The following is a 23,211-nucleotide window of genomic DNA, read 5'->3' on the forward strand; positions in this document are numbered from 1 at the left end:
ATGGCGCATCAGCACGGAGCCGCGCGCATCTGCGCCGCCCTCACCGCCGCCCCCGCCTCGGCCGTGCTGGTGAGCCTGGCGCTGCCCGCGGTGTTGCCCGTGGCGGGGGATGTCCGGTTGTTGCTCGCGCTGCTCATCGTCCTCCCCGCGGTGGCCACTGGCGTGTGTCTGGCGTTGCTCTCCCGAAGCGGCGCGCGCGCGTGGGGTGGCTGCGCGCTGGTCTGTGCGCTGTCGTCGCTCGTGTTGGTGCTCACGTGAAGCTGTCGCCTCGCGCCTACGAGATCCTCTGGGACGCGCACGCCTGGGCGGGCGTGTTGTCGTCGCTGGTTCTGTTCGTGACGTTCTTCCTGGGCGCGTTCGCGCTGTTCGCGGAGGAGCTGTCCCCCTGGCAGGAGCCCACGTTCCGAGCGCCCGTGGCCGTGTCGGAGGCGCGAGCCGTGGAGCTCGCGCAGCAACTGGCCGAGGCGGAGACCGCGGCGCACCCGGTCTGGTTCGGCATCTCCCTGCCCACGTCCGAGGAGCCCTGGCTGCGGCTTTGGCGCATGACTCCGGACGGGGCCATCAAGCCGCTCTGGGTGGACCCGGTGTCCGGGCGTCAGCTCGGAGAGCGCAGTGACCTGGGCGAGTTCCTCAACGCGATGCACTTCCTGGAGCCCATCCCCGGCGGCGCGCACCTGACGGGCATCGCCTCCGGGGTGCTGGTGCTGCTCATCGGCACCGGGCTGCTGCTCCAACTGGGCCGCATGGTGCGCGAGCTCGTGCAGTTCCGCCCCAAGGCCTCGCGGCGGGTCATCTGGTCCGACGCGCACAAGGTGATTGGCGTCATCACCGCGCCCTTCCTGCTCGTCTTCGCGTTGACCGGCGGCATCCTCTGGCTGGACGACTGGTTCGACCCCGCCGTGGTGAAGACGTCGCTGAATGGCGACCCGAAGGCGCATGAGCGCATCGTGGACTGGCCCTCGGCGCCCGCCGCCGCGGGACGCGACGCCGGCGCGCCGGACCTGGCGCACGCGCTGGCGATGGCGAAGCAGCGCTTCCCTCAATCCGAACACAGCCACTTCTTCTTCGACCACCTGGGGGACGAGAACGGCACCGTCCACCTGCCAGGGGAGCGCGAGGGCACGCTCCATGCCTTCACCCACGTGCGGGTGTCTCGCACGGGGGAGCTGCTGTGGGCCCGTGAGACGGGCGGCGGGACGGTGTTCTCGCGGGTGATGGACCCGCTGTATGGCCTGCACTTCGCCACCTGGGCCAGCTTCCCCGCCAAGGTGCTCTACGCCCTGCTGGCCTTCGTCTCCGCGTTCGGCATCCTCGCGGGCAACCTGCTGTGGCTGGAGCGCCGGCGCGCGAAGGGGCAGAGCCGCTTCGACACGGTGCTCGCGAAGCTCACCTCGGGCTTCTGCGCGGGGCTCGCGCTCGCGGTGGGCGGCGTGTTCATGGCCAACCAGCTGTTGCCCGCGCAGCTGCCCCAGCGGCCCTTCTGGGAGCACACCGTGTTCCTCGCCACCTGGGCCCTGTCCATCGGCGGCGCCTGGCTGGACGCCTCGCCCGCGAGGCACGCGCGCCGGCTGCTCTGGGGCGCGAGCGTGCTGCTGTTCCTCGTGCCCCTCGTCGACGCGGCGCGGACCGGGCGGCTGCCCTTCGCCTCCGGCTCCTCGCACCTGCTGGCGACGGAGCTGGGTCTGTTCGCCCTGGTCCTGGTGCTCGTGGGGGCCGCGGGCGTCATCCGCCGCCTCCAGCGCCCCCCGGTCCTTCCCTCCACTGTACCGGTCGACCCGGAGGCCCCCGCCCCCGTGCCGACCTGAGCTTCACCCCTCCCCCCTGAAGATGGAGTTGCCCCCATGAGTCCGTTCCGCCGTTTCGCCACGGCTTCCGCCGCCACCTCGCTGCTGCTCTCCACCACCCTGGTGGGCTGCGGTGACGACGACGAGAAGAAGCCGGACCCGACGCCCACGGAGAAGCCCGCCTACAGCCTGGCCACGACCGTCTCCCAGACGGGCGGCGCCGTCACGTACGTGAGCCTCTTCGACTCGCTGGACGTCACCAGCCTGGACCTCACCAAGGCCAGCGAGCACTCCGGCTACGCCACCATCGGCGCCGTCGAGGGCCAGCTCTTCGTCGGCGACGGCGAGAAGCCGGAGATCTCCCGCTACACCGTGGGCGATGACGGCTCGCTGGTGGCCGCGGGCCGCATCAGCTTCGCCAACTATGGCTTCACGGCCTCGGCGCCGCTCTACCTGAATCAGTTCGTCGACTCGACGCGCGCGTACATGTCGCTGGAGGAGTCGCGCCGCGTGGTGTGGAACCCCACGACGATGCAGATCTCCGGCACCGCCGAGGCGCCGGGCCTGGTGCGTGAGCGCGAGGGCCTGGTGGTGAAGACGGGCTTCGACCGCGCCCGCGTCACGCGTGGCAACGACGTGTTCCAGGCGTTCTACTGGACCGACGGCAACTACTTCGACTTCCTGCCCACCTCGCAGATCGCCGTCTACTCGAAGACGAACGACAGCCTGGTGAAGCTCCTGGACGCGCCCTGCCCGGGGCTCGACGTGGCGACGCAGGACGAGGCCGGCAACCTCTACTTCAGCAACTGGGTGTTCAGCAGCGCGGCCCCCCTGCTCAAGGAAGGCGCGCCCGACACGTGCGTGGTGCGCATCAAGGCGGGTGAGACGGAGATCGACACCGCGTGGACGCGCTCGCTGTCCTCGCTGGTGGGCGGCCGTCAGACGGCGGCGTTCCGCTACCTGGGCAACGACGTGGGCGTGGTCGCCGTCTTCCACGACGAGAACGTGGACATCACCCCGACGACGGCGCCCACCGTCATCTCCGGCGGCCTGCACTGGAAGCTCTGGCGCGTGAACCTGGCGACCAACTCCGCGGCGCCCATCGACGAGCTGGGCTTCATCGCGGGCGGCTACTACGCCTTCACCCTCGAGGGCCGCACCTTCCTGCTGCTGCCCACCGCCGACTACGCCCGCACGGCCATCTGGGAGCTGGGCGTCAGCGGCACCCCGGTGAAGCGCTTCGAGGTGCAGGGCTGGGCGTACCAGTTCCTCCAGGTGCGCTGAAGCGTCGCTTCCTCCTCGCGCCCGGGTTCATGCCGGGCGCGAGGGGGGGCTCCCTCAGTACTCGAGCGTGCCCTTGAGCCAGCCCGCGCGGCCGGGACGCTCGACGCCGTAGTAGTCGAACACCTTCGCGTCGGTGAGGTTCTCCAGCTCCGCCGTCAGCCCCACGGTGAGCTCGCCCCGACGCACGCGGTAGCCGACGCCCGCCGCCTGGACGAACTGCGCGTCGAGGTTGTCCTTCGTGGACACCGCCCCCAGGCCCTCCCAGTTGCGGAAGAAGCCGTGCACGTAGCGCGTGCTCCAGAAGGGCGACAGCTCGTCCTCCGCGAGCGCCAGCCCGCGCAGCGACATGCGGGCCGTGGCGTTGGCGAAGAGCCAGGGCCTGTTCGGCAGGCGCCGGCCGTCGAAGTCGCCGAACGTCCCCTGGCTGGACGCGTTGCGCGGGTCCTGCGCGGTGGCGTTGGCGTCCACGCTGAAGAGGCCGCCCGGTGACGTCCAGCCCGCGGACAGCTCGACGCCGAGGATGCGGGCGCCGTACACGTTCTGGTAGCTCCAGTCGCGGTCCCTCCCGGTGAGCAGGATGAGGTTGTCGGCGAAGCGCGCGAAGCCGTTGACCTCGCCCCGGAAGCTGCCCGCGCGCGTGCGCAGCGGCACGGTGGACAGGCTCAGGTTGAGGTTGTGGCTGTGCTCGGGCTCCAGGTCCAGGTTCTCGAGCACGAGCACGCCGTTGCCGAAGACCTCGTCCGCGCGCGGCAGCCGGGTGGCGCGCTCGTAGCTCGCCTTGAGGTAGAGCGGGGTGCCCAGGCGCAGGCGCATCGACGCGCCACCGCCCAGCTGGTGCAGGCGCTTGTCCTTGTCCTGCCAGCCGCCCACGGCCAGGGGCTGCCGGGCGCGTCCCTGGTAGACGTAGTCCTTGCCGAAGACGATGACCTCCAGCGCGTCGTCGAGCAGGTCGACCTGGTACTCGAGCCCCGTGACGAAGGTGAGCTGGGTGCGTCGGGGCGCCAGGCTGTCCAGGTCGCTGGGGCTGGCCCGGCGCCGCTCCTCGCCCGTGCGCGTCGTGACGGTGGGCGCGAGCGCGAGCCGCAGCGTGTGCGAAGGCGCCACGTCCCAGCCCAGGTTGACGCGGCTGTAGGCCGTCTGCTGCCAGACGGTCTGGTCGATGGCGCCGCCGCCAATCTCGCCCGGGAGCTGGCGGGGGAAGGTGCGGTTGCCGAACCAGTCGTAACCCCACTCGGCGACGTCGACCAGGCGGGTGGCCTGCCACGCATAGCCCGCCAGCGCGTCCAGGCGCACGGCGGGCGAGAGCGTCTTCGCGTAGAGCAGCTGCGCGCCCAGGGAGTCGGCGTCGTACGTCGCCTCACCGTACGGCGCGGCCATCACCATGTTGTGCTGCAGCTCCTTGTCGTTGCGGGAGCCGAAGGCGCGCAGGACGACGCGGTCCGCCCAGGACAGCTCGGTGAAGCCCACCTCGACGCCGCCGCCGAGCGCGCTGTAGCCGTCATGGAAGCGCTTGATGGTGACGGGGCGGAGGTTGCCCCGGTCATCCGCGGCCTCGACGTCGATGGCGTAGTTGTTCTTCGTGGTGTCGGCGAAGAAGTGCGCGCGGGCGTAGAAGCCCGTCGGCGCGGGCTTGTAGCCGCCGCCCAGCGTGAGACGGAACGTCCCGAAGGCGCCGCCCTGCAGGGACACCGCGCCGTGTGCGCCGACCTCCAACGGCGTGGAGGTGAGGTTCACCGCGCCGCCCAGCGCGTCCGCGCCGTAGCGGATGGGGACGACGCCCCGGTAGAGCTGGAGGGAGTCCACCAGGTTGACGGGCACGTTGGCGATGCCGAACGGAAAGCCGGAGAGGTCCAGCGGCACGCCGTCGAGGAAGAAGCGGACCTGGTCGTCGGTGAGGCCGTTGAGCGTGAAGGAGGCGGAGCTGCCGAGCCCGCCCGTGCGGCGCACCTCGACGCCCTCCTGCGCGGCCAGCACCTGTCCCATGTCCACCGAGCGGGCGCGGGCGCGCTGCACGCTCACGACCTTCACGGCCTCGGCGGATTGACGCTGCTTCTCCGCGTCCGAGCGTCCGGACACGGTGGTCTCCAGCTTCTTCTCCTCGGGCGCGGTGGCGGTGGCCTCCGGCGTCGCGGCGGGCTCCTCCGTCGGCGCCTCCGGGCTGGCCACGGGCTGCTGCGGCGGCGCGTCGAGCTGGAAGGTGTGGACCAGCTCAATCTGGCAGGCCACGGGCTCGCCACGCACGCGCGCGGGCTCGAAGCGGAAGGAGAGGCTCGCGGTGCGCACGGCCTCGTCGAAGGCGGGGCCCGCCGAGCGGACGACCTCGGAGTCGGTGACGACGCCCGTTTCATCCAGCGTCAGCCGCAGCACCACCTCCCCCTCGCGCCGGGCCGCCTGCTCCGCCTCGGGATAGGGCACCACCACGCTGTCGATGCGGCGGGGGACCTGGACCTCCTCGTTCGTGGGCGCCGCCTGGGGCGACGGCGCGTCGGCCGCGCTGGTCGGCGGGGGGCTGGCGGCGCCGGGCTCGGGCGTTGAGGCACCGGCGCCTGGCCCGTGGTCCTTGGACGTCGAGGCACCAGCGCCTGGCCCGTGGTCCCTGGACGTCGCGGCACCAGCGCCGAGGCCGTGAGCCGTGTGGGCCTCGGGCGCCGCGATGCCGGATGCCCCACCCTCCGGCGCCGTGGGCGCCTGGGCACCCGCGGGCACCTGTTCCGACGAGGCAGGAGAGGCCGGGGGCGGGGTGGCCACCGAGAGCAACAGCGCGAGAGGGGTGACCGGCAAGAACATCCGCAATCCCGGACAAGTTGGTTCTGCGACGCAATCTCAAAGAGCGCCGGAGCCGGTATCAGGGATATGGGGTGGGGCGGTCAAGGTGCGCGGCGGCCCAGGCAGAAGCCCCGGGCGCGGCAGCCGCAAGCCGTCGCGATGCCGGACCCCTCACATGGAAACGCCCGCCCCCGGTCGAGGGAGCGGGCGCTGGGGGGCTCGGGTGCTCGCCCGAGGACCGGCACGTCACTGGGCGATGGCGCCCAGGGACGACTCCGACTCCGCCGGGTCGATCTTCGCCTCGGTGCCGCTCCACACGAACGGGATGCCCGGCTGGCGGTAGAGCGTGGCCGGGATGTCCTTGGCGAGCTGCGCGTGGAGCTCGGGCAGCTGGGACCAGTGCAACCCGTGCTTGGTGTGGTGCGCGGTGTGGTAGCCCAGGTTGCCGGTCATCAGGTTGTAGCCCTTGTGGAGGATGTTGTACGAGGCCTGCGAGTGCTCCGTGACGTCCAGCCCCACGTGGTGGAAGTAGGTGGCCCAGACGGTGACGTAGAGCGACGCCGCCATCGGCAGCAGGAACACGAAGAGGGCGTTGTACCAGTTGTGCCAGAACAGCACGCCCAGCAGCGCCACCTGCAGCGCGCCCATGCCCAGGAACACGCGCAGCGCCTTCGGGTGGGACAGGCCCACGCGGTATGCGCGCGGATACGCCATGAGCCAGTTGAGGACGGAGAACTCCATCTCGCCCATGGTGGTGCCGTCGGCGCGCTTCCACCCGGCCTCGTCCTTGGTCTGGTCCAGGTAGTTGCGGTGGTGGCCCACCACGTGATGCAGGAACCACGCGTGGGACGTCACGCCCGTCTGGAAGCCGAACATGATTTCCAGGAGCCGGTTGGGGAGCGCGTGGCGGAACATCGTCACGTGCTGGTGGTGGTGGTTCCAGGCGCTGATCCACCCCTTGGGGATGATTCCGAGGCCGAGCCAGAGGATGGGCAGCCACCAGCTCGTCGCCGTGAAGAAGACCGTCAGGTCCAGGGCGAACATCAGGGTGAACAGCAGAACGGGGATGCGGTCTCGGGGATGTCGGAACAAGGTCATGCGGATTCCACTGCCGGGGGGAGGGGGGCTTCCAGGGAAGGAGGGTGAAGGGTGGACCGCTGCTCGCGCGGGGTGATTCTGCCCGTGACGCCCTGGGGACGCACCACGCCGAAGAAGAAACCTTCCTCGAAGGGCTCCGTCGAGTCGACGAGGATGCGCGCACGGGCGCTCAAGGTGGCCAGCGCCGTGCGCAGGTACACCATGGCGAAGTCTCCGGCCACGCAGGCCCGGGGGCCCCGGCCGAAGGGGAAGAAGTGCCCGCTGCCGAGCGGGTCTCTCGCCGCGCCCCCGTTGAGCCAACGCTCCGGGTCGAACGTCTCGGGGCTCGTCCAGTGGCTCGGGTCGCGGTGCAGGTGCTGGTTGGACACCATGAGCGTGGTGCCTGGCGCCAGCGTGACGCCGGCCAACCGGGAGGGCGCGAGCGGCGAGCGGCGCATGAAGACGCGCACCGCGGGGAGGAGGCGCAGGGTCTCGTACGCCACGGCCTCGCCCCACGGGGCCTCGGCCACCAGCCGCGACAGGCTCAAGGGCCCTCGCGCCAGCGCGTCGGACTCCAGCGCCAGCCGTTCCAGGGTGGCGGGGTACTTGTTGAGTTGATGGAAGGCACCCACGAGCGTCGTGCTCGAGGAGAACACACCCCCGAAGAAGAACCCGCCGAGCAGGTGGGCGTGCACCTGGTCGTCGAGTCGGGGCATCTCCCGCAGGGTCCACGACATCAGGTCCACGGCGGTGGAGGAGCGCGCCTGGCGCGCCTCGTGAATCTTGCGGGCGAAGACGCCGTAGAAGCGCTCCTTCGCGGCCTCGAAGCCCTTGGGGGCGGACACGAACCGCAGCGGCAGCTTCGCCTGGATGCGCGCGTCCGCGCCCGCCGCCAGGAGCATGAAGTCGTCGTAGGACGACGCCGGGAGCTTCTCGCCCACCGTCACCACGCAGAACGCGTCGAACGTCATCTTGCGCAGCGTGGGCGTCAGGTCGACGGACGGGTGCGCGAACACGGCCTCCACGGACTCGAGCAGCGCCCGGCGCAGCGGCTCCACCTGGGCCGCCTGCCACGCGGGCGTCCAGGGCTGCGCCAGCGGGTCCATGGCGCGCTTGCGCGACCAGTCGTCCCCCTGCTCCGCGATGAAGGGCGTGTCGTCCGTGACGGAGTGGCGGATCTGCTCGCCGATGTTGCCCTTCTCGAACTCCAGCCGCCGCGTCTCCAGCACCTCGTGGATGACGTCCGCGTCGTTGAGCACGAGCGCGGGGGAGGGCCCCAGCCACGCCACCGTGACGGGGCCGTACTCCCGCGCGTAGCGGGCGCAGACGTCCCAGGGTTGGGTGCCGAGGAAGTCACCCAGGTTGCCCAGCAGGCCCGGCGTCGGCCCGGGCAGGCTCGCCAGGGGCGCGCGGCGGCCGCCGAAGAACAGGTTGAAGAGGCCTCGGGAGAGCAGGTTGGGCACGCGCGTCTCCAGGGGTCAGACGGTGATGCCGCAGGGAATCCGGTCGGGGCTCAGCACGGTGTAGGGCACCTGGGCGCCCGCGTTGCGCGCCGCCACCTCGTCGCGCTGGGCGCGCAGCCGCTGCTCGAACCGCTCGCGCAGGGCCCGCGGCCCGGGCTCCTGGAAGTACTCCTCGCGCCAGCCGCCCTCGTTGAGCAGGTACTCCTCGTCGTCACCGAAGCTGGACAGCGCCCGGCCGATGGCGACCTGCCAGAGTGTCTGGGACTTGGAGGGAATCATCTCGGGGAGGTCCTCGGCGCAGAGCGTCCCCTTCCGCCGGGGCGGCTCCCTGCGCATGCACAGGGGCGCGTTGGGTACGAAGGCGTAGTGCTCGTATTGCAGGTAGTTCACCGCGGCGTGCTGCACGCTGACGGTGAAGACGACGGTGGTGAGGATGTCGACCAGGTCGTCGACACGCGACAGCTCCCGGCACGGCAGCTTGTCCACCGGCAGCCCGTGCTCGGTGAGGTCCTTCCACCAGTGCTGCATCTCGGTGTCGCCCTCGAGGTCGGCGTCGGTCGGGTAGAAGTACCGCAGGACCCCACCGACGTATTCCTCGAGAGCATCCCACAAGGGCAGCGCGTCGTCGCGGTAGGGGTAGTAGGGGAGCACCGCGGGGTCCAGCACGCCCCGCCGCTCGAAGTCCTGCCGGGGCTGGTTGTCCGTGAGCTTCCAGCGCTGGTAGCCCTTCTTGCCCAGCTGGAGGTGTCCCTTGTCGGGTCCACCCGTGGCGATGAAGTCGTCGAACACCCCGCCCGCGGCGAGCAGTCCCTTGCGCGCGCCCTCGTTGATGGCGAGCGTGTAACGGAAGTGCCGGCGCAGCAGCTTGTAGACGGGGTGCGGGTCCGGGAGGTTGCGCATCGTCGCCATCACGAAGGGCTCCGCCACGAAGTGCGTGCGCAACGCGTGCGCCACCATCTGGTGCGTGTTGCCCTCGCTGCAGCGCAGGTAGATCTTCGCGGCGAGCCAGTCGTACGTGTCGTCGTTCGGCGTGAACACGGGGTCCTTCCCCGCGTCGCGTCCCAACTGGATGGCCAGGGGCCTGAGCTGGTTCAGTCCATCCAGGTACAACAGGCAGCGCGCCGCGGGGGCCCACCGGCGCTCCTCGAGGCCGTCCTCGCCGACCTTCCGGTACATCGGGATGTCCTCGAGGATGCCGAAGTCGAGCAGGAAGATGCGCTTGGCATCCAGCGCCCGGGCCAGCGTGGTGTCGGGGGCCAGGATGCCCTTCACGTCCTCGTCCGTCAGCGGCATGCCCTGCGGCAGGCTGGGGATGAGGGTGATGTGGAGCGGGTTGATGCCCTGGACGGCCTGACGCGCGAACTCCAGGTCGTCCTGCCAGCGCGGCGCGAGCCTGGGCACCTCCAGGCCCTTGAAGAAGTCGAAGATGTCCACCAGCCCGTTCCACGCCTTGGACAGCAGGGGCAGGTGCAGCTTGATGGACGCCAGCGTCTTGGCGATGACCACCTCGTAGCTGCCCTCCGTCAGCCCCCGGTACAGCTCGTCCTTCGGCAACGGCCGCGCCTCGCTGAGGTCGAGCGCGCCCGGGAGCCCCTCGGTCGCCTCCGCCGGACGCCACGGGTACATGCGCCGTCGCGCCTCCAGCAGCTCGCGTCTCGCTGTGCTCTCCCGCTCACAGCCCGCATGCCGCGCGAGCTTCGCGGTGCCCTCGAGCACGTCCACCGTGGCGCCGCCCCGCACCCAGCGGAAGAGCGGGAAGCTCCACTGCTTCTCCCCGGCCGTCACCCACGCCTGGTCCAGGAGCCAGTCCGCCGCCACGCCGCCCGTGTTGCCGAACCGCAGGAGCAAGAGCTCCCCCACGTCGTCCGCCGACTGCACGGGATAGACCTCGTCCGAGCCCGCCTCGAAGTCGTTGTGGAAGGGCTTGTCCAGCAGGTGCGGGCCGCTCTCGCCTCGCGTGCCCACCAGGACGACGGAGATGTTCGCATCCGTTCCCGCACCGAGCTTCGCGCTCGTGCGAATCCTGAGCTTGTACTCGACAGTCATGAAATCCTCTATGGAGCCGCCAGGACCGTAGGCCGTGGAAAGCTAGAGCTCAAGCGGTGGTACCCTCCCTGGAGAAGGAAACCGGCGTCGCGCACCACACGGATGCCTGGGTTTTCCGGCGAGCGTGAGTGCGAGCGACCCCGGGAGGGGTTTGGCTGATGACAGACGTGTGGCCGGATGGGCCCGCGACATGGGGACGGGGATGATGTTCGCGGCACTGCGCCGATGGATGGGTTCTCTCGGGTTCAAAGGACGCGAGAGCGCAAGCAACGAGGTGCTCGACGCACAGGAGTTGTCCCGGTGGTACGCGGGGCTGGCGCTCGAGGAGCGTCTGGCCATCAGCCGGGAGCTGGGGCCGCGCGTGCGCGCGAGGCGTCCGCAAAGGGATTCGGCCACGCTGCCAGCGGTGGCGGTGGGACGTCTGGTCTTCGAGCAGGAGGGGCCCGGTGGCCCCAGGGCCTTGCACCACATCAAGGTGGAGTTGTGGGACCGGGACTTCGGCTCGCCGGATGACTTCCTGGGCGAGGGCTTCACGGACCCGGAGGGGTATTTCCGTGTGCGTTATGACCCGGCCGACGCGGGCGAAGGCGACCTGCCGGACCTGGAGGTGCGCTTCTTCGAGCCCCAGCACAGCTTCCGTCCGGACGGCCAGGTGGTGGAGACGTGGCGGCGCATCGGCTCGGAGAAGGGGCCGGATGACCATGGCGGGCTCCACCACGACTTCGGCACGCTGAAGCTGCCGTACTGGGAATACGACACCTCCACGCCGCTGGCGCGCCTGCTCGTCACGGAGGAGGGCACGCCTCCCACGGCGTACGCGCCGGGCCGCGCGCTGGCGATGTTGAAGGCGGTGGCGCCCATCGAGCTCGTCAAGCGGCGCCACCTGTTGCAGGGGAAGCTGGGACAGGCGCCGGGGTTGGACAGGATTCAGGCGGACTACCCGGAGGCGATGACGGTGCGGATGGAGCGCGAGTCACCGGGCTCCACGCGCACGGATGCCTTCTTCGGTGAGCGATTGCTCAACGGCATGTTCTCCACGCTCATGGATGGAGACCCGGAGGCGCCGGGGGACACGGCGGCCTTCCGGCTGTACTTCCCATGGAATGCGTACGAGCAGGATGGCGACCACTGTCTGCCGGACGTGGATGTGCGTCTGCGATTGACGGAGGGGCGGCTCCTGCCCACGCGCATCATCCTGGGCCTGCGCGAGCCGGGCGTGAAGCAGGCCGGAGCGCCGGTGACGCGTCGGAGCTACACGCCCGCGGATGGCCAGGGCTGGGAGGCCGCCAAGCGGATGGCGCGGGTGAGCGCGACGCTGGAGACGGAGCTGGGCAACCACCTGGGCCAGTGCCACTTCAACGTGGAGCAGTACGCCATCGCCGCGCATCGCAACCTGCGGCGCAGTCCGTTGCGCTGGCTCTTGATGCCGCACCTGCGCGAGGTGGTGCTCATCAACCACTCCGCCAGCGGCTTCCTCGTGGGGCCCCGGGGCTACATCACCCGCGCCAGCGCGCTCACCGAGCGGAGCGTGGAGGCGCGGCTGCTCCACCTGATGGGCAGCTATGACTGGAAGGGCTTCACGCCCGCGCCGCCCATCTGCGAGTCGCACCGCTACGCCCGCGCGGCGAACCTGTTCTGGCGCTTGTTGGGCGAGCACGTGAGCACGTTCTTCGCGGAGCACGCCCAGGCGCTCGCGGCCGAGTGGCTCGAGGTGCGGCGCTTCTCGGACGACCTGGTGGCGCACGCGGCCCCCGCCTTCGTGTGCCGCTATCTGCGCGCGATGGTGCCGGGCAAGCCCGCACCGTGGTTCGTGCGCTCCGAGCGCATGGACCTGGACGCGAAGGTCTCCCAGTCCGCGGCGAAGGCGGTCAGCCCGGTGACGTGCGCGGACACGCCCCAACCCGGGGAGTGGGAGGCGCTCCAGCAGCTGTGCCGCTACGTCATCTTCTTCGCGACCTTCCGCCACGCGTGGGCCAACAACCTGCAGTGGGACGACGCGGGCGAGGTGCTCTACGCGTGCCTGGGGCTGCGCTGGGGCAAGGACGGCGCGCTGTCGACGGAGGCGGACCATGACGTGGCGCCGCCTCCGGAGGAGGCCACGGAGATGCTGTGGATTTCGTGGATGTTGTCCAGGACGAGCTACGGCTACCTGCTGGCGAACGAGGAGGCGGACGTGCACCCGCGCTTCGTGGAGCTGTTGCGCGCGCACGCCGCCGAGTTCGCCGCGCTGGGCCTGGACATCCGCACCGTCAGCTCCCGCATCAACATCTGAGCGGGCAGGTGGCGTCCACGGCCGTCCTCCAGGTGGTGTAGGGTTCCTGGTCGCCGAGGCCGACAGTCCCGCCTCGATGGATTCCGTGAGGAGGAGACGCCATGTCCGCCGATGCGCCGAAGAAGCAAGCCCCCGAGACCGTCGTGGACCGGCTCAAGCGAGTGGAGTCCGTCCTGCCTCCCGAAGGGCAGGCGTACCATGTCCTCGAGGCGCAGAATGAAGCGGGGGAGCGCGCCGGGCTGTGGATGACCGGGCCCAAGGGCGGCATCCCCGTGTTCCAGACGCGGGAGACGGCGACCGAGGCGCTCCGGTTCGTCCCCTCGCCGCAGGCGCTCGGGTATGCCGAGTCCGCCGTGCGCTGGGCCGTGCACTCGCTGTCGTCCGACGAGTTCCGCAACCTGTTCCTCAACCCGGGCCTGACGCTCTTCGTCGTCCACTCGATGAACGACTCCGGCATCGAAGCCCAGCCGCTGTGAGCTAGGGCGTCAGGGCCCCCGTCTCCAGGGGCGGCAGCGTGAGCACCTGGATGGGTGGGAAGGCGCGGCGCTGCGTCCGCGCCGCGAGCGACAGGGCCCACAGCGGGAAGGTGCGCAGGTAGGTGTCGTAGTGGATGCCGCCGGTGCGGTTGTAGATGCCCGCCATCGGCTCCGGAGGCCAGCGGCCATCGGCGCCCTGTCGTCCGCGCAGCCACGCCACGCCCCGGCGGGCGGCCCTCGAATCGGCCTCGCCGCAGGCGAAGAGCGTCAGCAGCGCCCACGACGTCGTCACCGCGTGTCCGGTGGGGCCGTCCACCCAGCGCCGCTCGCGGCAGCTTTGAATCGTCTCACTCCAGGAGCCGTCCTCGCGCTGGTGCTCCTCGAGGAAGCGCACGGCCCGGCGCAGCGCCGGGTCCTCCGGCGTGACTCCGCCGGCCACCAGGCCCGACACGGCGAACCACGTGCCGTAGCTGAAGCACACGCCCCACGAGCCCTCCCAGCTCCCGTCCTCGCGCTGCGTGCGCCGCAGGTACGCCAGGCCCCGGGTGATGGCGGGGACCACCGGGGCCCCGGGCTGTGCCTTCCTCCAGGCGATGAGGGCCTGGACGCAGGCGGAGGTGCACTCGACGTAGCTGATGTCCACCATCGTGTTGGCGAACACGTCGGAGGCATTGAGGCGCTCGAGCCAGCGCGGTGCCCGCGTCGGCTCATAGGTGGCCCAGCCTCCGTCCCGGTTCTGCATCGAGAGGATGAACTCCACGGCCTGGGCCAGTCGCTCGCGCGGCACGTGGTTGAGCCCCAGCGGCTCCAGCAGCAGACACGCCTTCACGGCCTCCGCGGTGCAGTCGCTGATGGGCCAGCCGTGCTCGCGGGTACTGAAAGGCCAGGCGCCCCGGCTCGGGTGGCGATGGAAGCGCTCGGGCCGGGGAGAGTCCTCCAGCAACTGCTGCGACGCCACGAAGCGGCTCGCGCGCGCGAGCGTGTCCCGGACAGGGTCCGCGCCGGAGGCCACCAGCGCCTGGATGGCGAACGCGGTGTCCCAGAGCTGGGAGGAGTTGTAGCCGTTGAACGTCACGCCCTCGGGAGTGCGCTGCAGATAGTCCGGCAGCCGCTCCAGATGGGCGCGGACCTCGGGACCGTCGGGCCGCGCCAGATGCCAGACCACGGCGTCGAGCACCTTGTTGATGGGACCGAGGCAGATGAAATGCGTGGCCTCGTCCTCTCCGCGAATCTGCTCGAGCGATTCCTCCAATGCACGGGCCCGCAGGCGCTTGGAGTGCAGTCGCTCGTAGAGTCCCAGCACCCGGCTCGCCGCGCGCAGCCAGACACTCCGCGGGGTGTACGCATCGGTGTCGGCCACCCGCTGGCGCGCCGCCTTCCAGTCCACCGACGCATAGGGCTCGGGATACAGCTCGCGCCTCAGCGCGGTCAGCAGGGGCGTCTGGGGCACGCGTGCCTTGCGTCCATAGAGCCAGCCCATGGGCAGGTACACCATGCGGCAGTGGCACCACATCCTGGATGGATGGAACGGCAGCGCCTTCGGCAGCAGCCACAGCTCCGGTGGGGTCGGGGTGAGCCCCTCGTACTCGTAGAGGCCCAGCAGCGCGAGGATGGCCTTGCCCCAGGAGCCGCTGCCCAGCGGTCCGCCCCGGGGCAGGAACCAGGCCCGCGCGCGGACGAGGCCCGGGTCGTGCGCCTCGACTCCGAGCAGTCGCTGCGCCACGTAGTTGAGCACCGTCGTGAAGACGCTGCTCGGTGACTCGGGCGAGAGCCCCCAGCCACCGTCCTCGTTCTGATGGGCTCGCAGATAGGAGAGCAGCCCGTCCCGCACGGGCGCGTCCGGGGCCCGCTCCAGCACATACAGCCCGATGACATACAGCGGGGGCCCGAAGAGCGGGCCGCTGTAGTCGCCCTTCCAGGAGCCATCCGCCTCCTGGGTCCGCATCAGCACCTCACGAGCCTGTCCTGTCATCTCCTCGCCTCCACCTCCGAGGGCTCGCGCGAGCACTCCGCGAAGAGCGCCCGCAGCGCCGCGTCCGAGGCCACCCGCTCCTGTGTGAGCCGCATGAGCCGCATCACCTCCTCGCGGCCGAGCTTCACGGGCGCGGGGTCGAACACCGCGGGGTTCCCGTCCACGAGCTGGAGCGTCTTCACCGCGAAGAACAGGGGGTAGAGACAGAACAGCCGGATGCCGGGCTCATCGGTGGGAATCGTCAGCGTGTAGTCGAGCGCCTCGTCCAGCGCGCGCCGCGCCACCACCACCAGCTCCGAGTGCAGCGCCATGGCCCTCTCGCGGTGGCTGGGGAGCGCCAGCGTCGCGTGCTCCAGGCCATGCAGCGCCATCCGGTCCAGCGGCATCCAGCAGCGTCCCTGGTCCAGGTCCTCGCGCACGTCCTTGAGGATGTTGGTGAGCTGCAGGGCCTCGCCGAAGACGATGGACCGGGTCCGCAGCCGTGCGCGCCGGGCCTCGTCGATGGAGGGGCTGTGCGCGATGAAGAGCTCCGTCAGCATCTCGCCGACCACGCCCGCCACGAAGTAGCAGTAGGCGAGCATCGTCTGGAGGTCGGGCAGCCCCAGGACAGGTCGGTCATCGCGGTGCCTTCGCTGAATCTGGTTCATCCCACCGGCCATGATGCGCACGCAGCGAGCGATGGGGGGATGGGCCCAGGAGGGGAGCGAGGCCAGGGTCCTCAGCACCGTGACCGTCCCCGCGACCAGCTCCACCTCCGCTTCGGGCGCGCCGGCCCGGAACTCGCTTCCCGCCAGGCGGACGAAGTCCCGGGCGCGAGCCTCCCAGCCTGGCTTCAGCCTCACCAGCTCCGCCAGCGCGCCGAACAGCTCCGCTTGTCGGGCCGGGTGGAGTTCGTCCTCCAGCGTGTCCGAGATGCGGGTGACCAGGTAGGCCACCGTGACGACCAGGTCCAGGGGGGCGGGCAACAAGGGGATGTTCAGCGCGAACGTCCGGGAGACCCGGGGGAGCATCGCTCGGCAGAACGACTCGTCATGGGCGACCATGGTTCCTCCGCTGCATCGGACCCGGGTCATGCGCAGTTGTTGCGTCATGGAAGGTCCGAGGGACTTCGATGTGGTGATAGCGGGGGGCGGCCCCGCGGGATGCGCGGCGGCGGCGTCGCTCGCCGAGCTGGGGCAGTCCGTCTTGTTGGTGGACGCGGGCGTGGACCGCCACAAGCAACTGTCGGGGGAGCTGCTGCACCCCACTGGCGTGCTCGCGCTGCGCGAGCTGGGCTTCGGTGATGTCATCGACGCCTGGACGGCGTGCCCGGTGCGTGGCTTCGCGGTCTTCTTCTCCGCGCCCGACCACACCGTCGTGTTGCCCTATGCGCGAGGCGTCACGGGCCTGTCGCTGGAGCACGCCACCCTCACCCTGCCGTTGCTGGAGGCCGTGGCCCGCAAGCCGGGCGTCACCGTCCAGACCCAGGCCCGGGTGACGGCCGTGGAGCGCAACGACGCCCGCGGCGTGCGCCTGCGCTTCCTCCACGAAGGCGCCGAGCACGCGGTGAGCGCGCGCCTGCTGGTGGCCGCGGACGGACGCGCGTCGCCCGTGCGGCGGATGCTGGGCATCTCCGAGCGCTTCACGCGCATCTCCACCATGCTGGGGCTGACGGTGGACAGCGCCTGTCTGCCGCGCCCCGAGCATGGCCATCAGTTCGTCGGAGGTCCGCTGTACGCGCTGGCCTATGCCATCCAGCCGGATGTGGCGCGGGTGATGGTGGACCTTCCCCTGGGCAGCACCGCCCGGACGTTGAGGGAGCGCCCGGAGCTGCTGTCCGCGCTGCCCCCCGCGCTCAACGCCGAGGTCCGCCGGGCGCTGGAGGTGACGGCGACACCGCGCATGGCCTCCAACGATGACCGGCTCGCGCAGACGGTGTGGAAGCAGAGCGCCGTGCTGGTGGGCGACGCCGCCTCCTGCTGTCACCCGCTCACCGGCAGCGGGATGACGTCGTGCTTCCATGACGCACGGGCGCTCCAGGAGGCGCTGCGCCGCCACCCGGACGACGTCCCGCGCGCGCTGGAGCAATACGCCTGCGTGCGGCGTCCGGCCCAGCGCACCCGCGTCGCGCTCGCCTCGTCGCTCTATGACGCCTGCTCCGGACAGGATGCGGGCATGCGCGCCCTGCGGCTGGGGCTCTGGCGCTACTGGGAGCACAGTCCGCGAGGCGCCCGCGTCTCCATGTCCCTGCTCTCCTCCGAGGAGGCGCGCATCCGGGTGCTGGCGCGCGAGTACCTGTGCGTCGTCGGCCATTCGCTGGCGATGCTGCGCTCCGGTCCGTCGCTCGAGGGCCGCGCGCGCACCGCCGTGCCGCTCCTGCGCTCCACCGTGCCGCCGTTGAGGGGCGCCCTGGCGAGCACGCTGGAGCAGGTGGAAGGTTGGTGCCATCGCCGCGTCCGCCATCTGCGACTACGCGCCCGTCCGCTCGGGCAGCGCGCCACCGCCGAGGGCCGCCCGCGCATCCAACCGGTAGCTCCGGCCGCGCCAGTCCACGTCGCGTGACACCCGCGCCGACAGCGCCACGCCCGCGCCGAGCAGCGGCAGCACCGCCGGCACCCAGAAGTGTCGGGGGGAGACGCGCGGCCCATGACAGGCCCGCTGGAGCCGCAGCTGGCTCCACACGGAGAAGCCGATGGGCAGCGCCGCCACGGCCGCGTGTCCCCAGGCCCGCCGGCTGACGGCCGTCACCAGTCCGCCCCACGCCAGCCACCCCATCACCCCTCGCACCCAGTTGGGGCGCGCGAAGCTCCAGGGGAGGCCCGCCTCCGAGAAGAGCACCCAGCGCCGGAAGATGCGCAGGAAGGCCTTCAGCTCCAGGTTCCCCGTGACGATGCGCAGGGGCACGTGGACGACGCGGTTCTTCCACCCCACCGCGTGGAGCCTGCGCCCCAGGTACATGTCATCCACGAACTGACCGGCGGCCGCGCCCACGCCGCCGATGTCCTGGAGCGCCTCCCGACGGAACACCATCAGCTGGCCCATGATGAAGGGCAGGGCGCCGTCAGGCTCCGCCGCGCGCGCCACGGACGCGCCGTACCAGGCATTCACCAGGAGCCCATAGCCCACGTCTCCGGCGAGGGGCCTGCCCGCCGCGGCGTACACGGGAGCGAACGTCGCGCCCGTCCGTGGGTCCTCCAGCAGCGCGCCCACCAGCGCCGTGAGCACCCCTGGCTCGGGCCGCGTGTCGGAGTCGCTGAAGGCCAGCAGCGTGCCCCGGGCGCGTGACACGCCCAGCTGCATGGCGTTGAGCTTCCCCGTCAGCCCGGGCGGCGGCTCTCCCGCCACGAGCAGCTCCACCCGCCTGGCGCGCGTCGGGTGACGACCCAGCTCGTCCTGGGTGACGGCGAAGGCGGGGTCCTCGGCGCTGTCGAAGACGAAGAGCACCTCCCACTCACCGGGGTAGTCCAGGTCCAGCAGCGCGCGGACGTTCTCCCGCGCCTCCACATCCAGTCCCCGGATGGGACGGATGAGCGTCACCGACGGTGGCTCGAAGGGGTTCGTGGAGGGCGCGCGGCGCCGTCGCACCCCCGCCATCAGTCCCCGGTGTCCGTGGGCCAGCACGCCCAGCGCCGCCGCGCCCGCCGCCCCCCATGCGATGTCCCGTGCACTCATCGACCCGCCCCCCGTCCCCTGGCTCCGGGCGCCCACCAGTTCCAGTGCCCCATCAGCCGCATCATCGCGGGGACGATGAGCACCCGGACCAGCGTGGCATCCAGCGCCACGGCGATGGCCATGCCCAACCCCATCGCCTTCACCACCACCACCGAGGCCAGCGCGAAGGCCGCGAAGACGGCCACCATGATGGCCGCCGCGCTGGTGATGAGCCCTCCGGTGCGCTCCAGCCCCTCGGCCACCGCGTGGGTGTTGTCACCCGTGCGCAGCCACTCCTCGCGGATGCGGCTGAGCAGCAGCACCTCGTAGTCCATGGACAGCCCGAACAAGGCGCAGAACAACAGGATGGGCAGCGATGGCTCGATGGGCCCGGGCTCGAAGCGCAGCAGCCGGTGCAGGTGCCCCTCCTGGAATATCCACACCAGCGCGCCGAACGAGCCCGCCAGTGACAGCAGGTTCATCAGCAGCGCCTTGAGCGGCAGCACCACGGAGCGCAGCAGCACGAAGAGCACGATGCACGTCATCCCCATCACGAAGCCCACCGCGGCCGGGGTGTTCTCCTTGAGGAACCCCGTCGCGTCCACGTCCGTGGCCGTCTGCCCGCCCACGACGAGCGTCCCATCGCCCACCGCGCGCTCCTGTCGCAGCGCGCGCACCAGCGCCCGCGCCTCGTGGCTGCTGGGCGGTGAGGAGGTGAGCACCTGCAGCACCGCGACGTTGCCCGTGCGGTACGCGTCGCGCGCGGCGCGCACCTCGGGCGGCAGCAGCTCCGGGGGCGCGGCGGCGATCTGCTGATACGTGCTCTTCTCCAGGCCGGGCGAGAGGTCCACCGCGCTCTCCACGCCCACCACGCCGGGCAGCGCCGCCATGCGCCGGCTCGCGTCGAAGAGGGCGGAGACCCGCTCGGGCGTGAGCGCATCGCCGGAAGGGAACTCCACCGCCACCAGCACCCGCGTGGCGGCCTCGCGCGGGAACAGCCGCGCGAGCGTCTGCGCGCCCCGGCGGGCCTCGGTGTCGGCAGGCAGCGCGGTGATGTCCGTGGCGGCCAGCTCCAGGCGACGGAACGGCAGCCCCATGGCGAGCAGCACCGCGAGCGTGGGCAACAGCACGAGCCACGGATGCTTCATCACCCACGTGGCCAGCGCGTGCCACACGCCGACGCGCCCCGTGCCGCGTCCGAAGGGCAGCCGCCCCTTGTCCACCCGGGGCCCCAGCCAGGACAGCAGCGCGGGCAGCACGGTGAGCGCGAAGAGCACCGCGAAGGCGACGACGAGCGCGCCGCCCAGGCCCATGGCGCTCAGGTACGAGCCGTGGAAGAAGAGCAGCCCCGCCAGGCCCACCGTGACGGCCAGGCCCGAGAACGCCACCGCGCGCCCCGCCGTGTCCAGCGTGCGCGCCAGCGCGGCCTCCGTCGACAGCCCCTCGGCGAGCTCTCCCCGGAAGCGGCTCACGATGAAGAGCGAGTAGTCGATGGCCACGCCCAACCCGATGAGCGACACCACGTTGAGCGTGTACTGCGCCATGTTCGTGACGCGCGAGAGCAGCAGCACCCCCGCCACGCCGCAGAGCACCGCGAGCCCGCCCACCACCAGCGGCAGCGTCGCGGCCACCACCGTGCGGAACACCCACAGGAGCACCAGCAGCGCCAGCGGGAACGAGATGAGCTCCGCGCGCAGCAGGTCATGCTCCAGCAGCTGGTTGAGCGCGGCGAGGAAGGCCACCTTGCCCGTCAGCGTCGTCTCCAGTCGCGAGTCGTCCAAGGCCGCGCGCACGGTGGGGAACGCGGCCACCGCCTCGCGCTCGCCGCCCTTCAAGCGCACCAGCGCCAGCACGTCGTGCCCCGTGGCCGACACGAAGCGCGCGCCCAGCTCTTCGGACGCGCCCGCCGGGGACACCACCGACTCCACCTCGGGCAGTCGCCGCACGCGCTCGAGGACGTCCGTCATCGCCTGGGTGAAGCGCGGCTCGCTCGCGGTCCAGGTGTCGTGGTGGAAGATGACCGCCAGCGTCTGGTCGGTGGAGCCCGCGGTGGCGGGCCGGGCCAGGGCCTCGGCGCGCGCGGCCTCGATGCCGTCGATGGTGCCGGTGGTGAGGTGCCCGCCTTGGCGCAGCACGCCGATGGCCCCGAGCAGGAACACGACGGCCCCCACCAGCACCCACCGCCGGTGCCGATGCACGCCCAGGGCGAGCCGGGCGAACAGGGAAGGGGACGCCGTCGCTTCGCTCATGGGGGCGAGAGGGCCTGGAGCGAGGCGAGGATTTCGCGCGCCGCCTCCACCTTGATGTTGCCGCGCTCCATCAGCAGCCGGACCACCTTCTCCACGTCCGCGCCGCGAGCGCCCGCTGTCACCGCGACGCACCGGGCGTGCATCGCCATGTGGCCCTTCTGGATGCCCACCGAGCCCAGCGCGCGCACCGCCGCCAGGTTCTGCGCCAGCCCCACCGCCGCGAACACCATGGCCAGCTCGCGCACGGTGTTGACGCCCAGGAGCTTCAGCCCCAGCTGCGCGCCGGGGTGCACCTTGATGGGGCCTCCCACCATGCCCAGCGCCAGCGGCAGCTCGATGCGGCCCAGCAGGTGCCCGTCCTCCCGCGTCCAGGTCGTCAACGGGCCGTAGCGGCCGTCCCGACACGCGTAGGCGTGCGCGCCGGCTTCAATCGCGCGCCAGTCCTGCCCCGTGGCGATGGCCACCGCGTCGATGCCGTTCATCACGCCCTTGTTGTGCGTCGCGGCGCGGTAGGGGTCGGCCCGGGCGAAGCGGCCCGCCTGGAGGATGCCCTCCGCGATGTCCTCGCCGGACATGCCCAGCCCCGCGAGCGACGTCACGGGGATGCGGCAGGAGGCCCGCGCCAGTCGCTGGTCGGCGAGGTTGGAGAGGATGCGCAGATACACGCGTCCCCCCGTGAGCTGCTCGACGAGCGGCGCGATGCCCTCGGCCATGGTGTTGATGAGGTTGGCGCCCATGGCCTCCTGGGTGTCCACCAGCAGGTGGACGATGAGGAGCGGCTCCGCGTGGGGCCCCTCGGGCGCGGGGAGGATGCGGACCTGCAGGTCACACGCGCCACCGCCGCGCTTCTCCAGCGAGGGGTGGAAGCTGTTGGCGAGCGCGAGCAGCTGCTCCCTGCCCGACAGCAGCCGGGCGCGGGCGAGCTCGGGGTCGCCGTAGCCGGTGAGCTGCACCTGGCCAATCATCATCGAGGTGCCCGCCTCGGCGAGGAACCCGCCCGCCTCACGCACCAGCTTGGAGGCGAGGGACACCGCGGCGATGACGGACGGCTCCTCCACGACCATGGGCACCAGGTGGTCGCGCCCGTTGACGGTGAGGTTCAGCCCCAGGCCCAGGGGCAGGGCGAACACGCCCACGGCGTTCTCGATCATCTGGTTGACGACGTCGAGGTGCGGCGCGTCCATCGCGCACAGCACGCGCAGCTCCTCGGGCGTGAGGTCTCCGCGCAGCGCCAGCTCGCGCCAGCGCTCCTCCATGCTGCGTTGGTGGAAGCCCGGCAGGCGAGAAGACCGCGTCGCCGATGGCACCTGCACCGACTCGTCGTTGACTTCTCCCATGCCCCCCCCTGTGGCTCCACCCATCCATCACCATGGGAACTGGTGACGATTCAGGCGGTTGGGCAGGGCAGCCCTCCTTTGCGCCCGGGGCGGGTCCAGCAGAGGACAGCGTGGGGAAGGACGTGAGCCCGCGCGTCCGCCGCCTGCCCCTCCTCGCGGGGCGATGGCCCTGCTCAGTGGGCGAGCATCAGCCACACGCCCACGCACACCATCCATCCGAACACGAGCGCCTCCACGGTGCGCTGGATGAGCCCCCGCACCGGCGACTCGAAGGACAGGCCCACCATGCCGAGCAGCACCAGCTTGCCCAGCACGCCCGACACCGTGGCGAGGGACGAGAGCGCGGGCACGTCCTCGAACACGCGCTCCAGCTCGATGAGGCCGCCGCCCGCGCCGAAGTAGCCCAGGCCCGCCACCAGGTTGTGCATCTGGTTCTTCCACGTGCCCCAGAACGGCGCGCCCGCGTCGCAGGGGAACACGGCCGCGCCCACGTAGCTGACGCCCAGCAGCGACAGCAGCACGGCCCCCGTCGCCCCCTCGCCCTGGGCGGTGAGGTGCGCGTGGAGCAGGGCGCAGAACACCAGGACGGCCAGGCCCGCGGGCGCGAAGCCGAGCCAACTCACGCGGGCGGCCCCCGGAGCCCCCGTCTCGCCCAGCTCGCTGAGGGTGTTCTTCACATGGCTGTAGCCGGCCCTGTGCCGCGCGAACCAGAAGGGCGGCAGGACGCCGAGGACCACGACGAGCAGCGCGCTGAGGAGGATCCACGGGGCCATTCCGGGACTATCAAGGCGGCGGCGCTCCCGATGAAAGCCGGTGGGGGTAGCCCGGTGCGTGGGGCGTTGTCAGATTCCGGGG

Annotated in this window: 16 protein-coding genes; 6 read left to right on the forward strand and 10 right to left on the reverse strand. The window is 71.3% G+C overall.

Annotated elements, in window-relative coordinates; translation table 11 throughout:
- The 3 genes from LXT21_RS21215 to LXT21_RS21225 are packed head-to-tail and all read left to right on the forward strand — an operon-like array spanning position 1 to position 3,068.
- On the forward strand, positions 1 to 258 hold the full coding sequence (locus LXT21_RS21215; RefSeq protein WP_254039965.1) for a hypothetical protein: 258 nt from the start codon (positions 1 to 3) through the stop codon (positions 256 to 258).
- Complete coding sequence (locus LXT21_RS21220; RefSeq protein ID WP_254039966.1) at positions 255 to 1,805, forward strand: PepSY-associated TM helix domain-containing protein; 1,551 nt, start codon at positions 255 to 257, stop codon at positions 1,803 to 1,805. Before LXT21_RS21215 ends, LXT21_RS21220 begins: the two co-directional genes overlap by 4 nt.
- Before the next feature lie 36 nt (positions 1,806 to 1,841).
- On the forward strand, positions 1,842 to 3,068 hold the full coding sequence (locus tag LXT21_RS21225; RefSeq protein WP_254039967.1) for an MxcI: 1,227 nt from the start codon (positions 1,842 to 1,844) through the stop codon (positions 3,066 to 3,068).
- A 54-nt stretch (positions 3,069 to 3,122) separates the two neighbouring features.
- On the opposite strand, the gene mxcH is transcribed toward LXT21_RS21225, so the two are convergent.
- The 4 genes from mxcH to LXT21_RS21245 form a co-directional block, all read right to left on the reverse strand.
- The gene (mxcH, locus tag LXT21_RS21230) at positions 3,123 to 5,855 is read right to left on the reverse strand and encodes a TonB-dependent siderophore myxochelin receptor MxcH (protein ID WP_254039968.1); all 2,733 of its coding nucleotides are present in this window, start codon (positions 5,853 to 5,855) and stop codon (positions 3,123 to 3,125) included.
- Positions 5,856 to 6,080: 225 nt separating this feature from the next.
- Complete coding sequence (locus LXT21_RS21235) at positions 6,081 to 6,932, reverse strand: fatty acid desaturase family protein (protein WP_254039969.1); 852 nt, start codon at positions 6,930 to 6,932, stop codon at positions 6,081 to 6,083.
- A complete protein-coding gene (locus tag LXT21_RS21240; protein ID WP_254039970.1) occupies positions 6,929 to 8,374 on the reverse strand; it encodes a cytochrome P450 in 1,446 nt (481 codons plus the stop codon). Before LXT21_RS21240 ends, LXT21_RS21235 begins: the two co-directional genes overlap by 4 nt.
- A gap of 15 nt (positions 8,375 to 8,389) precedes the next feature.
- Positions 8,390 to 10,420 (reverse strand): lipoxygenase family protein, encoded by a 2,031-nt coding sequence (locus LXT21_RS21245; protein WP_254039971.1) that lies wholly within the window; start codon positions 10,418 to 10,420, stop codon positions 8,390 to 8,392.
- Positions 10,421 to 10,622: 202 nt separating this feature from the next.
- Here LXT21_RS21245 and LXT21_RS21250 point away from each other — a divergent pair, with 202 nt between their 5' ends.
- Complete coding sequence (locus LXT21_RS21250; RefSeq protein ID WP_254039972.1) at positions 10,623 to 12,692, forward strand: transthyretin-like family protein; 2,070 nt, start codon at positions 10,623 to 10,625, stop codon at positions 12,690 to 12,692.
- Between the two features lie 101 nt (positions 12,693 to 12,793).
- A complete protein-coding gene (locus LXT21_RS21255) occupies positions 12,794 to 13,168 on the forward strand; it encodes a hypothetical protein (RefSeq protein WP_254039973.1) in 375 nt (124 codons plus the stop codon).
- A gap of 1 nt (position 13,169) precedes the next feature.
- Here the strand turns inward: LXT21_RS21255 and LXT21_RS21260 are convergent, their stop codons facing one another.
- Both LXT21_RS21260 and LXT21_RS21265 read right to left on the reverse strand, forming a co-directional pair.
- Positions 13,170 to 15,140 (reverse strand): 2,3-oxidosqualene cyclase, encoded by a 1,971-nt coding sequence (locus LXT21_RS21260; protein WP_254039974.1) that lies wholly within the window; start codon positions 15,138 to 15,140, stop codon positions 13,170 to 13,172.
- Entirely contained in the window at positions 15,137 to 16,183 is a 1,047-nt protein-coding gene (locus tag LXT21_RS21265) for a phytoene/squalene synthase family protein (RefSeq protein ID WP_254039975.1), read from the reverse strand. Before LXT21_RS21265 ends, LXT21_RS21260 begins: the two co-directional genes overlap by 4 nt.
- A 46-nt stretch (positions 16,184 to 16,229) precedes the next feature.
- Between LXT21_RS21265 and LXT21_RS21270 the strand changes: the two genes are divergently transcribed.
- Entirely contained in the window at positions 16,230 to 17,681 is a 1,452-nt protein-coding gene (locus tag LXT21_RS21270) for an FAD-dependent monooxygenase (RefSeq protein WP_254039976.1), read from the forward strand.
- Here LXT21_RS21270 and LXT21_RS21275 read toward each other — a convergent pair.
- The 4 genes from LXT21_RS21275 to LXT21_RS21290 form a co-directional block, all read right to left on the reverse strand.
- Positions 17,589 to 18,791 carry a glycosyltransferase gene (locus LXT21_RS21275; protein ID WP_254039977.1) on the reverse strand — a complete coding sequence of 401 codons (1,203 nt, stop codon included), beginning with the start codon at positions 18,789 to 18,791 and terminating at the stop codon, positions 17,589 to 17,591. The two genes, LXT21_RS21270 and LXT21_RS21275, sit on opposite strands and share 93 nt — an antisense overlap.
- On the reverse strand, positions 18,788 to 21,019 hold the full coding sequence (locus tag LXT21_RS21280; RefSeq protein WP_254039978.1) for an MMPL family transporter: 2,232 nt from the start codon (positions 21,017 to 21,019) through the stop codon (positions 18,788 to 18,790). Before LXT21_RS21280 ends, LXT21_RS21275 begins: the two co-directional genes overlap by 4 nt.
- On the reverse strand, positions 21,016 to 22,356 hold the full coding sequence (locus LXT21_RS21285; RefSeq protein WP_254039979.1) for a hydroxymethylglutaryl-CoA reductase, degradative: 1,341 nt from the start codon (positions 22,354 to 22,356) through the stop codon (positions 21,016 to 21,018). Before LXT21_RS21285 ends, LXT21_RS21280 begins: the two co-directional genes overlap by 4 nt.
- Positions 22,357 to 22,529: 173 nt before the next feature.
- On the reverse strand, positions 22,530 to 23,129 hold the full coding sequence (locus LXT21_RS21290) for a DUF998 domain-containing protein (RefSeq protein WP_254039980.1): 600 nt from the start codon (positions 23,127 to 23,129) through the stop codon (positions 22,530 to 22,532).
- Between the last annotated feature and the right edge of the window lie 82 nt (positions 23,130 to 23,211).

Origin of the sequence: Myxococcus guangdongensis (assembly GCF_024198255.1) — a bacterium.
In the GTDB taxonomy this organism is placed as follows: Bacteria; Myxococcota; Myxococcia; order Myxococcales; family Myxococcaceae; genus Myxococcus; species Myxococcus guangdongensis.

Excerpts from the sequence above, each read along its gene's own strand:
- LXT21_RS21275 (WP_254039977.1), bottom strand. The coding sequence starts at position 18,791 with ATGAGTGCACGGGACATCGCATGGGGGGCGGCGGGCGCGGCGGCGCTG.
- LXT21_RS21215 (WP_254039965.1), top strand. The coding sequence starts at position 1 with ATGGCGCATCAGCACGGAGCCGCGCGCATCTGCGCCGCCCTCACCGCC.
- LXT21_RS21235 (WP_254039969.1), bottom strand. The coding sequence starts at position 6,932 with ATGACCTTGTTCCGACATCCCCGAGACCGCATCCCCGTTCTGCTGTTC.
- LXT21_RS21265 (WP_254039975.1), bottom strand. The coding sequence starts at position 16,183 with ATGGTCGCCCATGACGAGTCGTTCTGCCGAGCGATGCTCCCCCGGGTC.
- LXT21_RS21225 (WP_254039967.1), top strand. The coding sequence starts at position 1,842 with ATGAGTCCGTTCCGCCGTTTCGCCACGGCTTCCGCCGCCACCTCGCTG.
- LXT21_RS21270 (WP_254039976.1), top strand. The coding sequence starts at position 16,230 with ATGGAAGGTCCGAGGGACTTCGATGTGGTGATAGCGGGGGGCGGCCCC.
- LXT21_RS21285 (WP_254039979.1), bottom strand. The coding sequence starts at position 22,356 with ATGGGAGAAGTCAACGACGAGTCGGTGCAGGTGCCATCGGCGACGCGG.
- LXT21_RS21245 (WP_254039971.1), bottom strand. The coding sequence starts at position 10,420 with ATGACTGTCGAGTACAAGCTCAGGATTCGCACGAGCGCGAAGCTCGGT.
- mxcH (WP_254039968.1), bottom strand. The coding sequence starts at position 5,855 with ATGTTCTTGCCGGTCACCCCTCTCGCGCTGTTGCTCTCGGTGGCCACC.
- LXT21_RS21260 (WP_254039974.1), bottom strand. The coding sequence starts at position 15,140 with ATGACAGGACAGGCTCGTGAGGTGCTGATGCGGACCCAGGAGGCGGAT.
- LXT21_RS21290 (WP_254039980.1), bottom strand. The coding sequence starts at position 23,129 with ATGGCCCCGTGGATCCTCCTCAGCGCGCTGCTCGTCGTGGTCCTCGGC.
- LXT21_RS21250 (WP_254039972.1), top strand. The coding sequence starts at position 10,623 with ATGATGTTCGCGGCACTGCGCCGATGGATGGGTTCTCTCGGGTTCAAA.
- LXT21_RS21255 (WP_254039973.1), top strand. The coding sequence starts at position 12,794 with ATGTCCGCCGATGCGCCGAAGAAGCAAGCCCCCGAGACCGTCGTGGAC.
- LXT21_RS21280 (WP_254039978.1), bottom strand. The coding sequence starts at position 21,019 with ATGAGCGAAGCGACGGCGTCCCCTTCCCTGTTCGCCCGGCTCGCCCTG.